General features: G+C 61.6%; 13 protein-coding genes and 1 pseudogene. 11 read left to right on the top strand and 3 right to left on the bottom strand.

The window, feature by feature from the left end:
* From AU074_RS34280 to AU074_RS29625, 5 genes and pseudogenes are all read left to right on the top strand, one after another.
* Positions 1 to 212: pseudogene (locus AU074_RS34280) on the top strand (IS3 family transposase); the annotation flags it as partial.
* Positions 213 to 449: 237 nt separating this feature from the next.
* The gene (locus AU074_RS29640) at positions 450 to 1,361 is read left to right on the top strand and encodes an SDR family oxidoreductase (RefSeq protein ID WP_076017726.1); all 912 of its coding nucleotides are present in this window, start codon (positions 450 to 452) and stop codon (positions 1,359 to 1,361) included.
* A gap of 484 nt (positions 1,362 to 1,845) precedes the next feature.
* Complete coding sequence (locus AU074_RS29635; protein ID WP_076017725.1) at positions 1,846 to 3,636, top strand: DUF1302 domain-containing protein; 1,791 nt, start codon at positions 1,846 to 1,848, stop codon at positions 3,634 to 3,636.
* A gap of 26 nt (positions 3,637 to 3,662) precedes the next feature.
* A complete protein-coding gene (locus tag AU074_RS29630) occupies positions 3,663 to 5,030 on the top strand; it encodes a DUF1329 domain-containing protein (protein ID WP_076017724.1) in 1,368 nt (455 codons plus the stop codon).
* Between the two features lie 240 nt (positions 5,031 to 5,270).
* Complete coding sequence (locus AU074_RS29625) at positions 5,271 to 7,751, top strand: LuxR C-terminal-related transcriptional regulator (protein ID WP_076017723.1); 2,481 nt, start codon at positions 5,271 to 5,273, stop codon at positions 7,749 to 7,751.
* Between the two features lie 155 nt (positions 7,752 to 7,906).
* Here AU074_RS29625 and AU074_RS29620 read toward each other — a convergent pair whose 3' ends face one another.
* Positions 7,907 to 8,695, bottom strand: a complete 789-nt coding sequence (locus AU074_RS29620; protein WP_076017722.1) for an IclR family transcriptional regulator — start codon at positions 8,693 to 8,695, stop codon at positions 7,907 to 7,909.
* Between the two features lie 119 nt (positions 8,696 to 8,814).
* Between AU074_RS29620 and hmgA the strand changes: the two genes are divergently transcribed.
* From hmgA to AU074_RS29600, 4 genes are all read left to right on the top strand, one after another.
* On the top strand, positions 8,815 to 10,098 hold the full coding sequence (gene hmgA / locus AU074_RS29615) for a homogentisate 1,2-dioxygenase (RefSeq protein ID WP_076017721.1): 1,284 nt from the start codon (positions 8,815 to 8,817) through the stop codon (positions 10,096 to 10,098).
* Between the two features lie 3 nt (positions 10,099 to 10,101).
* A complete protein-coding gene (gene fahA / locus AU074_RS29610) occupies positions 10,102 to 11,388 on the top strand; it encodes a fumarylacetoacetase (RefSeq protein WP_076017720.1) in 1,287 nt (428 codons plus the stop codon).
* Positions 11,389 to 11,400: 12 nt separating this feature from the next.
* Positions 11,401 to 12,036, top strand: coding sequence for a maleylacetoacetate isomerase (gene maiA, locus AU074_RS29605; protein WP_076017719.1), 636 nt, complete (start codon positions 11,401 to 11,403; stop codon positions 12,034 to 12,036).
* A gap of 165 nt (positions 12,037 to 12,201) precedes the next feature.
* The gene (locus AU074_RS29600; protein WP_076017718.1) at positions 12,202 to 13,569 is read left to right on the top strand and encodes an aromatic acid/H+ symport family MFS transporter; all 1,368 of its coding nucleotides are present in this window, start codon (positions 12,202 to 12,204) and stop codon (positions 13,567 to 13,569) included.
* Here AU074_RS29600 and AU074_RS29595 read toward each other — a convergent pair.
* Positions 13,540 to 14,364, bottom strand: a complete 825-nt coding sequence (locus tag AU074_RS29595; protein ID WP_076017717.1) for a methyltransferase domain-containing protein — start codon at positions 14,362 to 14,364, stop codon at positions 13,540 to 13,542. The genes AU074_RS29600 and AU074_RS29595 overlap by 30 nt on opposite strands.
* A 42-nt stretch (positions 14,365 to 14,406) precedes the next feature.
* On the bottom strand, positions 14,407 to 15,210 hold the full coding sequence (locus AU074_RS29590) for a SirB1 family protein (protein ID WP_076017716.1): 804 nt from the start codon (positions 15,208 to 15,210) through the stop codon (positions 14,407 to 14,409).
* A 186-nt stretch (positions 15,211 to 15,396) separates the two neighbouring features.
* Between AU074_RS29590 and AU074_RS29585 the strand changes: the two genes are divergently transcribed.
* Together AU074_RS29585 and AU074_RS29580 are read left to right on the top strand one after the other, a co-directional pair.
* A complete protein-coding gene (locus AU074_RS29585; RefSeq protein ID WP_076017715.1) occupies positions 15,397 to 16,416 on the top strand; it encodes a Glu/Leu/Phe/Val dehydrogenase dimerization domain-containing protein in 1,020 nt (339 codons plus the stop codon).
* 137 nt (positions 16,417 to 16,553) lie between these two features.
* The gene (locus tag AU074_RS29580; RefSeq protein ID WP_076017714.1) at positions 16,554 to 17,279 is read left to right on the top strand and encodes a dienelactone hydrolase family protein; all 726 of its coding nucleotides are present in this window, start codon (positions 16,554 to 16,556) and stop codon (positions 17,277 to 17,279) included.
* The last annotated feature ends 152 nt before the right edge of the window (positions 17,280 to 17,431 follow it).

Below are 17,431 nucleotides of genomic sequence, written 5' to 3'. Positions count from 1 at the left end.
AACACCGCCATAGCGCCTTGAAGTACGTGACGCCGGACGAGCGCCACGAGGGTAAGGCGCTGGCCTTGCTGCTAGCCCGCAAGGATCTGTACGAGTCCGCTAAAGCGGCTAATCCCAGCCGCTGGAGCGGGAACACACGTAACTGGCAGCTTGCAGAAGCTGTTTATCTGAACCCGGAGCGACCGGATGCTAGGGCCGCAATGGCTTGCTAAAACAGTAGTAAGGCGACAGATACATTGACACGTACCGTCTTTTCAAAAGTGACCCGCCGTAAGGGCGGAACCCATACAAGCCATCACTCAAATAACGGATATGTACTCACCCCAAGGCCCCGCCAATCATCCCCCAGCCTTATCGCGCACCATTCACCCCCAACCGTATTTATTGTGACCACAAGCCCCGTGCCTGACACTCAACCCATCCACCCCTAACCACCCCTGGAGTCCCCAATGAGTGAGCCTGTGCAGTTCCAAGACAAGGTCGTGATCGTCACCGGTGCCGGCGGCGGACTGGGCCGCGCCCATGCACTCCTGTTCGCCAAACACGGCGCCAAAGTGCTGGTCAACGATCTTGGCGGCTCAACCCAGGGCGAAGGCGCCAACGCCTCAGCGGCGGACCGCGTCGTAGCCGAAATCCGTGAAGCAGGCGGTATAGCCGAAGCCAACCACGACTCCGTCACCGACGGCGACAAAATCGTCCAGAACGCCCTCGACGCCTTCGGCCGCATCGACGTCGTCGTCAACAACGCCGGCATCCTACGGGACAAAACCTTCCATAAAATGGAAGACAGCGACTGGGACCTGGTCTACCGCGTTCACGTCGAAGGCGCCTACAAAGTCACCCGCGCCGCCTGGCCACACCTGCGCGAACAAGCCTACGGCCGAGTGATCTTCACCGCCTCGACCTCGGGCATCTACGGTAACTTCGGCCAGTCCAACTACGGCATGGCCAAGCTCGGCCTGTACGGCCTGACCCGCACCCTGGCGCTGGAAGGCCGCAAGAACAACATCCTGGTCAACGCCATCGCGCCTACCGGCGGCACACGCATGACCGAAGGCCTGATCCCGCCGCAAGTCTTCGAACGCCTCAAGCCGGAATTGATCAGCCCGCTGGTGGTGTACCTGGGCAGCGAGGCATGCCAGGAAACCTCCGGGCTGTTCGAGGTGGGCGGTGGCTGGATCGGCAAGACCCGCTGGGAGCGCAGCCTGGGTGTTGGGTTCGACCCTGAGGCAGGGTTCTCGCCGGATGACGTCGCCGCCCACTGGCAGCAAATCTGCGACTTCGACGGGGCCGCTCACCCCAAGGACAACATCGAAGCCTTGAAAGAGATGATGGCCAATCTGCAGAAATACAGCCTGTGATCGTTGCATGAAAAAGTTTTAATCAGTCGGGGCGCCATGGCGCCCCGGTTTATTTCAGGCATAAAAAAAGCCGCTGCAAAGGCAGCGGCTGAAGTAAGACGTTTGATCAAGGAGCAATAAATCAACGTCAGTGAACGCGGGTAACAGATTGAAAATAGTGATCAATCCATAAAAACTTGCTGTTCTTCCAGGTTCTGGAAGCGGGCGGTTTGCCCTGAAAGCCAAACAAGAATAGGCTTTTGTTACAGAATGAAAAATAGCGATTCGAGACAAGGACTGTTACCAAACTAGCAACAGTGGCAATAACTCCCTATCCATCCTCCTGATAATCCTCCATCCATCTCGTCCATACCCTCGCCAATACCCCGGCCAGAGCGCCCTTTCATCCTTTCGAGCGACAACACGAATACCTCCTTGGTGCGCTTATCGCTCCTGATCGCGGGCAGTAGGGTGGGGCCTTCTGTCACACCACCGGGGAAGACGCATGACAAGAACAACAATGCGCGCCATCTTCAGGCCACAGGCGCTGGCCGCTGCGGTTGCTTTGGGTTGCTGTGCCCAGGCGCAGGCTGTTTCGTTCAACATCGGCGAGATCGAAGGGCAATTCGATTCCTCGCTGTCGGTCGGTGCCAGCTGGGGCATGCGCGACGCCGACAAAAAGCTGGTGGGCGTTCCCAACGGCGGAACGGGCCAGGCTTCCACCGGCGATGACGGTCGCCTGAACTTCAAGAAGGGCGAGACCTTCTCCAAGATCTTCAAGGGCATCCACGACCTGGAGCTCAAGTACGGCGACAGCGGCGTGTTCGTGCGCGGCAAGTACTGGTACGACTTCGAACTGCAGGACGAAGACCGCGAATTCAAGCAGATCAGCAATAACCACCGGGACGAGGGCGCACGCTCTTCCGGCTACGAATTACTCGACGCGTTTGTCTATCACAACTACTCCATCGGCGATTTGCCGGGCAACGTGCGCGTCGGCAAGCAGGTGGTCAGTTGGGGTGAAAGTACGTTCATCGGCAACTCCATCAACAGCATCAACCCCATCGACGTTTCCGCCTTCCGCCGGCCCGGCGCCGAGATCAAGGAAGGGCTGATTCCGGTCAACATGGTGTTTGCATCCCAAAGCCTCACCAACCAGTTGAGCGTTGAAGGTTTCTACCAGTTGAACTGGGAAAACACCGTGGTGGACAACTGCGGCACCTTCTTCGGCAACGACGTGGTGGCCCACGGCTGCAACGGCAACTACACCGTCGGCAGCCCGGCAATTGCGCCGTTGCAACCGGTGGCGGCGGCGTTCGGCCAGGGCTTCCAGGTCACGAACGAGGGCGTGGTGGTGCAGCGTGCAAAAGACCGCGAGGCGCGCGATGGTGGCCAGTTCGGGATGGCGCTGCGCTGGCTGGGGGATGACACGGAGTACGGCCTGTACTTCATGAACTACCACAGCCGCACGCCCACCGTCGGTACCATCACCGCCAACACCAACCTGGCAACCATTGGCCGCATCGTCAGTACCGCCAACGGGATCGCCCCGGGGTCCGGCTCCGGCCTGGCGCAAAGCACGATGCTCGGTCGCGGCCAGTATTACCTCGACTACCCGGAAAACATCCGCCTGTTCGGTGCCAGCTTCTCCACCACCTTGCCCACCGGCACGGCCTGGACCGGCGAAATCAGCTACCGCCCGAATGCCCCCGTACAACTCAACACCACCGACCTGACGCTGGCCTTGGTCAACCCTATTGCCGGTAACGCCGCGTCACCGATCGCCAGTTCCTTCGGTTCCGATAACGCTGGCTATCGCCGCAAGGAAATCACCCAGATCCAGAGCACCATGACCCAGTTCTTCGACCAGGTACTGGGCGCCGAACGACTGACCCTGGTGGGTGAAGCGGCTTTCGTGCACGTCGGCGGGCTGGAGGCGAAATCCAAGCTGCGCTATGGCCGCGATTCGGTCTACGGCCAATACGGCTTCGGTGGCGACACCGACGGTTTTGTCACGGCCAACTCCTGGGGTTATCGCGCCCGGGCCATCCTCGATTACAACAACGTGTTCGCCGGGGTCAACCTCAAGCCCAACGTGTCGTGGTCCCAGGACGTCAGCGGCTACGGCCCCAACGGCCTGTTCAACGAAGGCGCCAAGGCCCTCAGCGTTGGCGTGGACGCGGACTACCGCAACACCTACACCGCGAGCCTGAGCTACACCGACTTTTTTGGCGGTGACTACAACACCCTCACCGACCGCGACTTCATCGCCCTCAGCTTTGGCGTGAACTTCTGATTTGGCTTAAAGAAGGACAAAAGACTATGCGCAAGATGATTCTGCAATGCGGCGTGTTGGCACTGAGCCTGTTGGCGGCCAACGTGATGGCCGCGGTGTCGCCGGAAGAAGCGGCCAAACTTGGCACCACCCTGACCCCGGTGGGTGCCGAAAAGGCCGGTAACGCTGACGGCTCGATCCCGGCATGGACCGGTGGTATCCCGAAAAACGCCGGAGCTGTGGACAGCAAAGGTTTCCTCGCCGACCCGTTTGCCAATGAAAAACCACTGTTCGTGATCACCGCCGCCACGGTCGACAAGTACAAGGACAAACTGTCCGAAGGCCAGGTGGCGATGTTCAAGCGCTACCCGCAAACCTACAAGATCCCGGTGTACCCAACCCACCGCACGGTCAACCTGCCGCCGGAGATCTACGAGTCGATCAAGCGCAGCGCGTTGAACGTGCATGCGATCAACGACGGCAATGGCCTGGAAAACTTCACCGGTAACCGCTACTACGCCTTCCCGATTCCGAAAAGTGGCGTGGAAGTGCTGTGGAACCACATCACCCGTTATCACGGCGGCAATCTGCGCCGCATCATCACCCAGGCCACGCCGCAGACCAACGGCAGCTACACGCCGATCCGTTTCGAAGAAGAAGTGGCCGTGCCGCAGTTGATACCGGACATGGACCCGGTCAAGGGCGCCAACGTGCTGACCTTCTTCAAGCAATCGGTGACTGCCCCGGCGCGCTTGGCCGGCAACGTACTGCTGGTGCATGAAACCCTCGACCAGGTGAAGGAGCCGCGCCTGGCCTGGGTCTACAACGCCGGCCAGCGCCGGGTGCGCCGTGCGCCGCAAGTGGCCTACGACGGGCCGGGCACCGCGGCCGACGGCCTGCGCACCTCGGACAACTTCGACATGTTCTCCGGCGCCCCGGACCGCTATGACTGGAAGCTGGTGGGCAAGAAGGAGATGTACATCCCCTACAACAGCTACAAGCTCGACTCGCCGACCCTCAAGTACGATGACATCATCAAGGCCGGCCACATCAACCAGGATTTGACCCGCTACGAGCTGCACCGGGTCTGGGAAGTGATCGGTACCGTAAAACCGAGCGAGCGGCACATCTACGCCAAGCGCCACATGTACATCGACGAAGACAGCTGGCAAGTGGCGCTGGTGGACCACTACGACGGCCGTGGCCAACTGTGGCGTGTCGCTGAAGGTCACGCGCAGTTCTACTACGACCACCAGGTGCCGGCCTACACCGTCGAGACCCTGTACGACATCATCGCCGGACGCTACATCGCCTTGGGGATGAAGAACGAAGAGAAGAGCAGCTTTGTGTTCGGCTTTGCGGCGAAGGCGGCGGACTACACGCCGGCGGCATTGCGTTCTGAAGGCGTGCGCTAAAACCTGATTGGAACAGGGTCAAACTGTGGGAGCGGGCTTGCTCGCGAAAGCGGTGTATCAGTCAATATATCCGGTGACTGACACTCCGCCTTCGCGAGCAAGCCCGCTCCCACATTTACGGTGTTCCACCTTTGGAACATATGCCCGGTAATCAGCCTGCTGAATACTCCTCAACAACCGCCAGACACAGGACTAGGGTAGGGCGCACGCCGCCTAATAATAAAAAACAGGGACGCAGTAATGACCGCCATGACCCGTTGTCTGGATCGTCCTGGATTCATGCCACGCTTGTCTCCCCATCATCTGTTGCGCCCGCGTTTGTCCGGGCCGTTGCTCAACGCCTCGGCGCGGGTGAAGCTGCTCTGCGCCCCGGCCGGCAGTGGCAAGAGCGCGTTGCTTGCCGAATGCGCATTGCAGGCACCTGCGGATTGCCAGGTGTATTGGTTGCCGCTGAATGGGGCGGCCCTGGATTTGTGTCAGCGTCTGGCCCAAACCCTCGGCCTGGTGTTTGTCGATGAACCCACGCTGCTGCTGGCCCTCAACCGCTGGCAAGCGCCGGCCTGGCTGTTTCTCGATGACTTCTGCCGGGTGCCGGCACCTGAACTGGACGCGCTGCTCGATCGCATTCTGGCGGCCAGCAGTCCCGTTTTAACCTGGTGGATTGGCGCGCGGCGGCGGCCGGCGTGCAACTGGCCACGGCTGTTGCTCGACGATGAGTTGTGGGAGTGCAACGCAGCCGAGTTGGCGTTTGATCACACCGAGATTCAGCACTTGGCCGGGCCCTGCGCCGACAAGGTGCTGAAGTTCAGCGCCGGCTGGTGCGCCGGCGTGCGCATCGCATTGCTTGAGAGCGACGGGCACCCCGAAAAAACCTTGCTCGACTACCTGCAACACGAGCTGTTCAGCGGCCTGGCGCCGGAGCTGGCCGAAGCCTGGCGCGTGCTTGCGCACTTGCCACGTTTCAACCCGAGCCTGTGTGATCACCTGTTCGGCTTCGGTGATTATCTGCGTGACTTGCAGACGTTGGGCGCCTTTATCGAACCCTGGGAAGACTCCACCGACTGGCTGCAAATCTTCCCGCCGCTGGCGCAACTGTTACTCGACGAACCGTGGCCGGCCAAGCGCTCCTGGCACCGTCGCGCCTGCCAGTGGTTTACCGCCGCCGAGGACTGGCAAGCCGCGTTTGAGCAGGCGCTGCTGGCCGAAGAGTACGAAGTGGCCGTGAGCCTGTTGCAGCACTTCAGTTTTGAAGACCTGTTCCGCCAGCAAAATGCGGTGCTTTTGTTGCGCCTGCATGAGCAGCATGGCGATGAATTGATGCTGGGTTCGGCGCAGCTGGTGGGCCTGGTAACGGCGGCGTTGCTGTTTGCCGGGCGCTTTGACCAGGCGGCGTTATGCATCGATCAACTGGCGCGTTTCACCCCGCAACCGACTGCGCATTCGCAGCGCTATCTAGTGGCCCGCTGGCAGGCGCAATGGGGTTGGTTGTTGCACCTGGGAGGCGAAGCCGTACGCGCCCGGGAACATTTTCTGGAAGCCCTGCAAGACTTGCCCGAGAGTGCCTGGACGTCGCGCTTGATGTGCCTGTCGGGCCTGACCCAGCAAGCCTTGCTGCGTGGCGAGTTGGACGTCGCCCAGTCGTTGAACCGTGAAGCACTTTGCCTGGCGCGCTCCCATGGCTCGTTGCTGCTGGAGGCGTTGCTGGAACTCGATCATGCGCAGTTGCTGGAGCAGCGCGGCGCGCCGTATCGGGCCCAGAGCCTGCTGGAAAACGTGCAGCGCATGCTGGTGCAACAGCGGCTTAAAGCCGGGCCGTTGATGGGGCGGATTTCCTTGCGACGTGGGCATCTGGCCTTGCGCCAGGGGCACGACGCCGTGGCCGCCGAATGCTTCGAATCCGGCCTGGGCATGTGCCTGCATAGCCAGGACAAACGCGTGCTCTACGGCTACCTCGGTCTGGCTTTATTGGCCGCCAACAAAGGCGATTACGCCGAGGCGTTTATCCAGTTGCGGGACGCCGAGCGCCTGATGCAGCAACGCCAGGTGCCTGACACTGTGTACCGCGCCGTTTTGCTGTTGCTCAGCGGGCATTTCTGGCTGCAACAGGGCCGCCCCGAACTGACCCTGGAAGCGGTGACCCGCGTGCTGCGGCACTACCGCGGCCCGAAGGCCAAACAAGCACCGCCGGCCACCCTTGAATTGATCCCGCGCCTCGAGTATTTGCAGGTGCTGGCGGAAGTGAAATTACGTCGCGCCGAAGAGCCTGTCGCCCGCCTGAGAGCATTGCTGGAGACCGCCCGTCAGCGCGGCATGCTGTGCCTGGAAGCGGAATTGCAGTTGGTGTTGGGAGAAGTGGCCTGGCAAGTCGGCGATCGACCGTTGGCCGTGCGCTCACTGGAAGCCGGGTTGGAACTGGCGGGGCGTTGCCAGGTGCAACAGGCGATTCGCGAGTTGCGCCTCAGGCAGCCGGGGTTGTTGAGTGCGTTGGGGCTGGAGCCGCAAGAGTGTCTGGCGACGGCGGGGGAAAACCCTCTGAGCCAGCGCGAGCTTGAGGTGCTGCAATTGATTGCCCAAGGTAATTCCAATCTGGAAATTGCCGGGCAGTTGTTTATCTCGCTGCACACGGTGAAAACCCATGCGCGGAGGATTCATAGCAAGTTGGGGGTGGAGCGGCGTACCCAGGCGGTGGCCAAGGCTAAAACCTTGGGATTGATGGCCTGAAGCCAAGCGCCCTTTCTCAAACAATGAAGATCAAATGTGGGAGCGGGCTTGCTCGCGAATGCGGTGTATCAGTCACTGATGCTTTAACTGACAGACCGCATTCGCGAGCAAGCCCGCTCCCACATTTTGCTTTGTTGTGTGCCTGATACTGGGAGTCAGGGCTGATAACCCATGCGCCAACTCACCGCCTGAGTTGCCGCCAACAAGCGCTTCGCCGCCGGGCCGTCTTCGTCGGCATGGAACAGCGACGTCGGCCCAACCACGGTCAATACCGCCGCCACCTGCCCGACCGCGTTGAACACCGGGGCCGACAATGCGTCCACACCCGGCATCAGCAAGCCGTGCACAAAGTGCAGGCCACGCTGGCGGATCTGCTCGCAGGTGGTGGCGTAGGCCTGATCATCCGCCAACGCATGGGCGATACCCGCCTGAATTTCCCGCTTGCGCAAGTCCACGGTTTCCCGCGACGGCAGAAACGCGCTGAACACCAGCCCGGTGGATGAACTGAGCAGCGGCAACACCGAGCCCAATTGCGTCACCACCGTTACCGCGCGTACCGCCGGCTCGATGTGCACCACGGTCGCGCCCTGGTTGCCCCAAACGGCCAGGAAGCAGGTTTCATTCAACTCGTCCCGCAGTTCCGCCAGGGGCAGGGCGGCGACTTTCAGCACGTCCATGCTGCCCAGCGCGGCCAGGCCCACGCGCAAGGCTTCGCGGCCCAGGCCGTAATGGTTGGTGGCGGTGTTCTGTTCGGCAAAACCGGAGGCAATCAGCGCCTGCAAATAGCGGTGGACCTTGCTCGCCGGCATTTGCACGTGTTCGGCCAGACGCGACAACGAGGTGGCCGGCGACAGTTCGGCCAGGGCTTTGAGGATGTCGGTGCCCACTTCAGCCGAGCGGACTTTCTGTTTACCGGTGTCGCGGGGGGCGGGCGGCTTTTCCATGGAAGGCATGAATCCGAAAGACGAATGGGCGTCTTTATAGCTTGACGGTCAACAGGTATCAAATTACGTTATGCGTAACTGGATTACGATAAAAACAACTTCCGCTCAGAGGACGATCCATGACCCTCGAATACCAATCAGGCTTCGGCAATGAATTTGCCAGCGAAACCTTGCCCGGCGCACTGCCGGTCGGCCAGAACGCTCCGCAAAAAGCGCCCTACGGGCTGTACACCGAACTCTTCTCCGGCACCGCCTTCACCATGGCCCGCAGCGAAGCCCGGCGCACCTGGTTGTACCGCATCCAGCCGTCGGCCAATCACCCGGCGTTCGTCAAGCTGGAACGGCAATTGGCCGGTGGCCCGCTTGGGGCTGTGACGCCTAATCGCCTGCGTTGGAACCCGTTGGATATTCCCGCTGAGCCGACAGATTTCATCGATGGGCTTGTAGGCATGGTCGCCAACTCGGGGTCGGAAAAGCCCTCAGGCATCAGCATCTACAACTACCGCGCCAACCGTTCCATGGACCGGGTGTTCTTCAACGCTGACGGAGAGCTGTTGATCGTTCCCGAGCAGGGCCGCCTGCGTATCGCCACCGAACTGGGTGTGCTGGACGTCGAGCCGCTGGAAATTGTCGTGCTGCCACGCGGCCTGAAATTCCGCGTCGAGTTGCTGGATGCACAAGCCCGCGGCTACGTCGCTGAAAACCACGGCGCGCCACTGCGCCTGCCGGACCTCGGGCCGATCGGTAGCAATGGCCTGGCCAACCCACGGGATTTCCTCACCCCCGTCGCCCATTACGAAGACCTCAAGCAACCGACCACGCTGGTGCAGAAATTCCTCGGTGAACTCTGGGGCTGCGAGCTGGACCATTCGCCGCTGAACGTGGTGGCGTGGCACGGCAACAACGTGCCGTACAAATACGACCTGCGCCGCTTCAACACCATCGGCACCGTGAGTTTTGATCACCCGGACCCGTCGATCTTCACCGTATTGACCTCGCCCACCAGCGTGCACGGCCTGGCCAACCTCGACTTCGTGATCTTCCCGCCCCGCTGGATGGTCGCCGAAAACACCTTCCGGCCACCGTGGTTCCACCGCAACCTGATGAACGAATACATGGGCCTGATCCAGGGCGCCTACGATGCCAAGGCCGAAGGCTTCGTGCCCGGCGGCGCGTCGTTGCACAGCTGCATGAGCGCCCATGGCCCCGATGGCGAGACCTGCACCAAGGCCATCAACGCGACGCTTGAGCCCCACAAGATTGATAACACCATGGCCTTCATGTTCGAGACCAGCCAGGTGCTGCGCCCTACACAATTCGCGCTGGAATGCTCACAGCTGCAACCTTCTTACGACGCTTGCTGGGCCTCGCTCCCTGCAACCTTCAACCCGAATCGGAGATAACCCATGACTCAGCCTAATCTCACCCGCAGTTGGGTGGCTTCCGCCAACGGTCACCGGGATTTCCCGCTGCAAAACCTACCCTTGGGTGTGTTCAGCGTTAACGGCGCTGAACCGCGCAGTGGCGTGGCGATCGGCGATCATGTTTTCGATCTGCATGCCGCGTTGGAATTTTTTGACGGTGAGGCTCGCCGTGCGGTTGAAGCCACCGCTGGCGGTCAACTGAACGCGTTTTTTGAACTGGGCCGTGGCCCGCGTGTGGCCCTGCGCGAGCGCCTGCTGGAACTGCTGGCGGAAGGCAGCGACCTGCAAGGCAAACTGCAATCAGCGCTGCACCCGGCTGCCGATTGCCAGATGCACCTGCCGGCCAAAATCAATGATTACACCGACTTCTACGTCGGCATCGAGCACGCGCAAAACGTCGGCAAACTGTTCCGTCCCGATAACCCGCTGCTGCCCAACTACAAATACGTGCCGATCGGTTATCACGGCCGCGCGTCGACGATTCGTCCGTCGGGCACCGACGTTCGCCGCCCTAAAGGCCAGACTCTGCCAGCCGGTCAAACCGAGCCGACCTTCGGCTCCTGCGCCCGCCTGGATTACGAGCTGGAACTGGGCATCTGGATCGGCCAGGGCAATGCCATGGGCGACTCGATTGCCATTGGTGACGCCGCTGATCACATCGCCGGTTTCTGCCTGCTCAACGACTGGTCGGCGCGGGATATCCAGGCTTGGGAATACCAGCCGCTGGGCCCGTTTCTGTCGAAGAGTTTTATCACCAGCATTTCGCCATGGGTGGTGACGGCTGAAGCCCTGGAACCATTCCGTAAGGCACAACCGGCGCGCCCTCAAGGCGACCCGCAACCCCTGCCGTACCTGCTGGACAAGCGCGACCAGGCCGCCGGTAGTTTTGATATCGAACTGGAAGTACTGCTGACCACCGCCTCGATGCGTGAGCAGAACCTGCCGGCCCATCGCTTGACCCTGAGCAACACCCAACACATGTACTGGACCGTCGCACAAATGGTTGCGCACCACAGCGTCAACGGCTGCCAGTTGCAGGCCGGCGACCTGTTTGGTTCGGGCACCTTGTCGGGGCCGGAAGCCGGTCAGTTCGGCAGCCTGCTGGAAATCACCGAGGGCGGTAAAAAGCCGATCGAATTGGCCTCCGGCGAAGTACGTAAATTCCTCGAAGACGGCGACGAAATCATCCTGCGCGCGCGCTGCAGCCGCGACGGTTTTGCCTCCATCGGCTTCGGCGAATGCCGGGGTACCGTGGTCGCAGCGCGCTGAGAGGGCAGGGCCATGGAACTCTATACCTACTACCGCTCCACTTCGTCGTACCGGGTGCGGATCGCGCTGGCCCTCAAGGGCCTGGACTTCACCGCGGTGCCGGTCAACCTGCTGGTGCCCAAGGGCGGCGCCAACCATCAGCCGGAGTACCTGGCGATCAATCCGCAAGGTCGTGTACCGGCCTTGCGCACCGATGATGGGGATGTGTTGATTCAGTCGCCAGCGATCATCGAATACCTGGAGGAACGTTATCCACAGGTGCCGTTGCTCTCCAGGGATCTGGCAACCCGCGCCCATGAGCGCGCGGTGGCGTCGATCATCGGTTGCGACATTCACCCGCTGCACAACTCCAGTACCCAGAATCTGCTCAAGCAGTGGGGGCACGATGAAGCGCAGGTGCTGGAGTGGATCGGGCACTGGATCAGCCAGGGTCTGGCGGCGGTTGAGCAGTTGATTGGTGATCAGGGTTATTGCTTTGGCGACCAGCCGGGGATAGCGGATACGTTCTTGATTCCACAGTTGTATGCGGCGCAGCGGTTCAAGGTCTCGTTGGCGGCGTATCCGCGCATTCAGCGGGTGGCGGGATTGGCGGCGCAGCATCCGGCGTTCATGGCGGCTCACCCCGCCAACCAACCTGATACGCCATAAGTCTCCAGGCTCACACCGGCCAAATGTGGGAGCGGGCTTGCTCGCGAATACGGTGTATCAGTCAGCAGATGTATTAACTGGCATACCGCTTTCGCGAGCAAGCCCGCTCCCACATGTGATCTTCAGCGTTTCCCAAATATATAAAAACAATACAGGTCCCTTGCCATGCACAATCAGATTGCCAGCTTTCGTGCGGCACTCGACGCCCGCCCGGTGTCGCGCTACCAGTGGTTGATTCTCCTGTTGCTTGCGCTGTTACTGGTCACCGACGGCTACGATGCCCAGGTCCTGGGCTACGTAGTACCGGCGCTGGCCAAGGACTGGGGCCTGGAGAAAGCCGCGTTTGGCCCGGTGTTCAGCGCCAACCTGCTGGGGCTGACCCTCGGCTCCCTGGCCGTCACACCGCTGGCGGATCGCTTCGGGGTGCGGCGCATCCTGCTGTGCTGCGTGCTGATCTACGCCAGCCTCACGGTGCTGATGGTGTTCGCCAATTCCCTGAATACCCTGATGGCCGCGCGCTTTATCTGCGGCATCGGCATGGGCGGTGCAATGCCCAGCGCCATGGCCTTGATGTCGGAGTATTCGCCGCCACGCTTGCGAACGTTGATGGTGACGCTGGCGGCCTGTGGCTTCTCTTTCGGCGGTGCGGCCGGTGGTTTTGTCGCGGCCGGGTTTATCGACAGTTTCGGCTGGCAGGCGGTGTTCCTCGCCGGGGGTGTGACGCCGTTGCTGTTGTTCCCGTTTCTCGCCTGGATGTTGCCTGAATCGCTGCCGCGCTTGCTGCGTGATGCACCGCCCTATGCGCGCCTGCAGAAAGTCACCGCGCGGATGCTGCCCGGCTGGCAACCACCGGCGGCGAGCGAGGAACAAAACCGCCAGGAGCAAGGCAGCAAATTGACGGTGGTGGAGCTGTTCCGCCATGGCTACGCGCGCCCGACCTTGCTGCTATGGGCGACGTTTTTTGTCAGCCTGATCCTGTTGTATTTCATGATCAGCTGGTTGCCTTCGCTGTTGCTGGAAAGCGGCTTGGGCCTGAACGAAGCCAATCTGGTGACCTCGATGTTCCTGTTCGCCGGGACACTGGGTGCCATCGGCATGGCCTGGTTTGCCGACCGGTTGAAAAGCAAAGTCCGCCTTTTGTCCGGTGTGCTGGCAGCGGCGGCGGTGTGCACCATTTTGCTGGGACTGAACCACGACAACCCGCGTTATCTGGTGGCCTGCGTGTTTGCGGCGGGCTTCTGCATCATCGGTGGCCAACTGACCCTGAACGCGTTCGCCAGTAACTTCTATCCGGCTCACGTGCGAGCAACCGGTACTGGCTGGGCGTTGGGAGTCGGGCGGTTCGGCTCGATCCTCGGCCCACTGTTCGGCAGCATGCTGCTGGCGATGCACATACCGGTGCAGCAGATTTTCTTTTTCTGCGCGATTCCGGCGGTGATAGCGGCGTTGCTGATTATTCAGGTGCGTTCGCCCAAGGGCGCAGCGCCAACAGGCCCTGATACGTTATTGGCGCCTGGCGCTGATCACGCGTAATCCCCAGCCGGTGGACACGCTGCCATCGTTCTGCCGAAGGTGAGCGATGGCGGCCAGGAAGCGTTCTTTCAGGCGGGCCTTGGCAGGGATTGTCAGCCGGTCGATATCGTAGGTTTCTTTCAATGACGTCCACAGTGCCGCTGGCTGAGGCTGCCAGTGGACGTCGATGTCTTCGAAGCGGATGTCAGTGAAATGATCTGCCAGCAAGGCTCGCCAGCCGTCTTCGTCGCGCGTGCGCGGGTCGCCCATTGGCAAGTGCGGCAGTTGGTCTTCCTTGGCGATTGGACGAAAGGCGTCCAGAAACGCATCGCCGACAGGGCCCAGTAGAAAACTCCTGCCGATCAGCACCGCCAATGTGCCGCCACTGCGCAGTACCCGCTGTACCTCTTGCAGTACCTGTTCAAGATCATCCATCAGCATGATCGCCATGTGCGACAGCAATACGTCGACGCTGGCCGTGGCCACGCTCAATGCCTGGGCGCGTTCCTTGAGCAGGGTGACCTCAACTGGAAGACGCTCGCGGGCGGCGTCGAGTTCGGCCTGGCTCATGTCGACACCGATCAATTGCAGCCCGGGTTGCTGGCGGTCAGCCAGCAGCTTGAGCAGATAACCATCACCGCAGGCCAGGTCCAGCACGTTCAACGGGCTTTGCGCGGTGGGCACGTGCGCAGTCAAGGCAGCATAGGAGGAGCTGTATTTCACCGCCGGCAGTTCGGCGAATGCCGCGCTGGTGGTGCCGGGCTGGCGCTGGTGAAAATCTTCGAGGTAACGTTCGGCGGGGGAGCGCAGGGGCATGACAACCTCATCCATGGGGCGGTACAGCTTACGCCATGCGGATCAATGCACCACAGAGTTGGGCGGCAAGTGCCCCAGCCGTTCGGTCAGGCGCAGGCGCTGGATCGGGTCTTCGCTGAGCATCAAGGCATGCTCAAGATCAAAACGCTCAGCATTCGGGCAATCCAGACGCTGATACAAACTGGCCCGGGCCAGGTAATCGGCGGCGCTGGCATTGCCCAGCTCCAGCACCCGTTCGGCATCTACCAGAGCGGCCAGGTGGTCGTCGTTGGACAGGTGCAACTGGCGCAGATTGCGCGACAGTCGCTGCAGGATCGAACGCGGCTCGGCAGTGTGCAGGTGGTCGGCCTGCAACTTGAGATTGGGCCCGTACTGGCGAGTCAGCAGGTCGCGGCAATCATTGGGGTACAGGCGTCGGCCGCCGCAGGGGTCGAGTAGATGATCGGCGCCCGGTACCCGCAACAGGAAGTGTCCCGGAAAGTTGACGCCGACCAGCGGAATGTCCAGGCACCGCGCCAGCTCCAGGGCAATCAGCCCCAACGCCAGCGGCTGCCCGCGCTTGCGCTTCAACACCTTGTCCAGCAGCGCGGCGGCGGGGCGCAGCGGGGTATGGTCATCCTGGGCGAACCCCAGGTCATTCATGCGCCGCAGCAAGGGTTGCCCGAGCTCATCCGCCGGCAGCATCGGCATGCTGAGGCTGACCAACTGTTGCAACACCTTGAAGTCCTGCAGGATGGCCGCCGGGTCCACCGCCGGGTCGTGCTCGGCCGCCATCCACAGCGCGGCTTCAAACAGCGCGGGCGGTGACCGTTCAAGGCAGGCAAAAAAGGCGTCGCGGGGCTTCATTGGGTTCTCCGGCGGATGTCTCGTTTTAGCCTTGCTGCGAACTTTCGTCCAGTACCTTAAGACGTGTCCTACCTGTTTATGTCGCAAACCCTTTAAAACCGGTGGCCTTATTCCTGCACGCTCGGGCAGGGTTTCGCTGGCAGTCCTATACTTGGCGCCTACCAGAAGTGATTCGGGAGCTCGACGATGTTTGCGCTCATGCACAGCACCCGCCTTGAATCGCTGCACCTGAGCGTTGACCCGGCCACCGGGTTAAAGGCGGTCATTGCCATCCATAACAGCCGCCTGGGCCCCGCCCTTGGAGGTTGCCGTTACCTCTCTTACCCCGACGATGAAAGTGCCGTGGAGGATGCCGCGCGCCTGGCCCAAGGCATGAGCTACAAGGCCGCACTGGCGGGGTTGCCGGTGGGCGGCGGCAACGCGGTGATCATCCGCCCCGCCCATGTGGAAAGCCGCGCCGCGCTGTTTGAGGCCTTTGGTCGCTGCATCGAGCAGCTCGACGGTCGCTACATCACCGCCATCGACAGCGGCACCTCGGTGGCCGACATGGATTGCATCGCCCAGCAGACCCGCTATGTCACCAGCACCACGGCGGCTGGCGATCCGTCGCCCCACGCGGCGATGGGCGTGTTCGCCGGCATCCGCACCACCGCCATGGCCCGTCTGGGCAGCGATAATCTGGAAGGTTTGCGCGTGGCGATCCAGGGCCTGGGCAACGTCGGTTATGCACTGGCCGAGCAACTGCACGCCGCCGGCGCGGAATTGCTGGTGAGCGACATTGACCATGGCAAAGTGCAACTGGCCATGGAACAGCTGGGCGCGCACCCGATTGCCAACGAAGCCCTGCTCAGCACCCCGTGCGATATCCTCGCGCCGTGCGGCGTGGGCGCGGTGTTCAACCGCTACACGGTCGCGCAGTTGCGGTGCGCGGCGGTGGCCGGCTCCGCGAGTGCGCAGCTGACCAACCTGCAAGTGGCCGATCAACTGGAAGGGCGTGGGATTCTTTACGCGCCGGACTACGTGATCAACTCCGGCGGGCTGATCTACGTTGCCCTCAAGCACGGCGGCGCGGAGCTGGAAACCATCACCGCGCACCTGTCGAACATCGGCACCCGCCTGACCGAAATCTTCGCCCATGCCCAGGCTGAAAAACGCTCACCCGCGCGGGTGGCGGATGAGCTGGCGGAGCGGTTGCTGTACCGCTGAAGATAATCGCCCCTTAACGGTCGACGTGTAACTGTCAGGCGCCCTGCGTGGGAAATAGATGGTTACATCCGCACGCCCGCGCACTTTACTATTGTGGTTGAACGCTTGGTTTCTCACATCCCGAGACAGAGGTTTGAATGTCCAAACAAACAGCAGGGCGCTCCAGCGGGCGCATGATCACCTTCAAACGCCCGGATGGCGCAGACGTTAACGGCTACTTGGCCAGCCCGGCGGTGCTCGAAGGTGCGCCGGCGATTGTGGTGATTCAGGAATGGTGGGGCCTCAACGATCAGATCAAGGGCGTTGCCAATCGACTGGCCGAATGCGGCTACCGGGTGCTGGTGCCGGATCTTTATCGCGGCGCGTCCACGGTGGAAGAGGAAGAAGCTCATCACCTGATGGATGGCTTGGATTTTGGTGATGCGGTTTCCCAGGACATCAAGGGTGCCGTGCAGTACTTGCAGGCGGACTCGACAAAAGTCGGCGTGACGGGTTACTGCATGGGCGGGGCGTTGACTTTGCTGGCGCTGAACGCGATTCCGGAAGTGGCGGCGGGCGTGGTGTGGTACGGCTTCCCGCCGCTGGAATACCTGGATCCGTCGAAGATCAAGGCGCCGCTGATTGGGCACTGGGGCACACAGGATGCCTTCTTCAACATCGACACCGTGGCGGAGCTGGAGTCAAAACTGCACGCAGCCGGTGTGGACGCGACCTTCCATCGTTACCTGGCGCGCCATGCGTTTGCCAATGAGACTGCGATTGGCGATGGGCGTATTGCGGACACGCAATACGATGCTGCCTGGTCGCAACTGGCGTGGGATCGCACGTTGACGTTCTTCGGCAAGACCTTGTGGCAGGCATGACACAGGTAAAAGGCATCAACGCATAACCTGTGGCGAGGGAGCTTGCTCCCSCTGGGCTGCGCAGCAGACCCAAAAGCTTGGGAGCGCTGCGCACTCCAGCGGGAGCAAGCTCCCTCGCCACAGCAAGCGCCCTCGGCCACAACAAGCCCTTT

Origin of the sequence: Pseudomonas sp. ATCC PTA-122608 (assembly GCF_001952855.1) — a bacterium.
In the GTDB taxonomy this organism is placed as follows: domain Bacteria; phylum Pseudomonadota; class Gammaproteobacteria; order Pseudomonadales; family Pseudomonadaceae; genus Aquipseudomonas.
The sequence above is the reverse complement of the archived record's forward strand: the minus strand, read 5'-3'. Positions and strand labels throughout refer to the sequence as shown.

What these genes read in the sequence shown, in the direction of transcription:
- AU074_RS29620 (WP_076017722.1), bottom strand. Translation starts at nt 8,695, where the DNA reads ATGGAAAAGCCGCCCGCCCCCCGCGACACCGGTAAACAGAAAGTCCGC.
- fahA (WP_076017720.1), top strand. Translation starts at nt 10,102, where the DNA reads ATGACTCAGCCTAATCTCACCCGCAGTTGGGTGGCTTCCGCCAACGGT.
- AU074_RS29585 (WP_076017715.1), top strand. Translation starts at nt 15,397, where the DNA reads ATGTTTGCGCTCATGCACAGCACCCGCCTTGAATCGCTGCACCTGAGC.
- AU074_RS29630 (WP_076017724.1), top strand. Translation starts at nt 3,663, where the DNA reads ATGCGCAAGATGATTCTGCAATGCGGCGTGTTGGCACTGAGCCTGTTG.
- AU074_RS29600 (WP_076017718.1), top strand. Translation starts at nt 12,202, where the DNA reads ATGCACAATCAGATTGCCAGCTTTCGTGCGGCACTCGACGCCCGCCCG.
- hmgA (WP_076017721.1), top strand. Translation starts at nt 8,815, where the DNA reads ATGACCCTCGAATACCAATCAGGCTTCGGCAATGAATTTGCCAGCGAA.
- AU074_RS29580 (WP_076017714.1), top strand. Translation starts at nt 16,554, where the DNA reads ATGTCCAAACAAACAGCAGGGCGCTCCAGCGGGCGCATGATCACCTTC.
- AU074_RS29595 (WP_076017717.1), bottom strand. Translation starts at nt 14,364, where the DNA reads ATGCCCCTGCGCTCCCCCGCCGAACGTTACCTCGAAGATTTTCACCAG.
- AU074_RS29640 (WP_076017726.1), top strand. Translation starts at nt 450, where the DNA reads ATGAGTGAGCCTGTGCAGTTCCAAGACAAGGTCGTGATCGTCACCGGT.
- AU074_RS29625 (WP_076017723.1), top strand. Translation starts at nt 5,271, where the DNA reads ATGACCGCCATGACCCGTTGTCTGGATCGTCCTGGATTCATGCCACGC.
- AU074_RS29590 (WP_076017716.1), bottom strand. Translation starts at nt 15,210, where the DNA reads ATGAAGCCCCGCGACGCCTTTTTTGCCTGCCTTGAACGGTCACCGCCC.
- AU074_RS29635 (WP_076017725.1), top strand. Translation starts at nt 1,846, where the DNA reads ATGACAAGAACAACAATGCGCGCCATCTTCAGGCCACAGGCGCTGGCC.
- maiA (WP_076017719.1), top strand. Translation starts at nt 11,401, where the DNA reads ATGGAACTCTATACCTACTACCGCTCCACTTCGTCGTACCGGGTGCGG.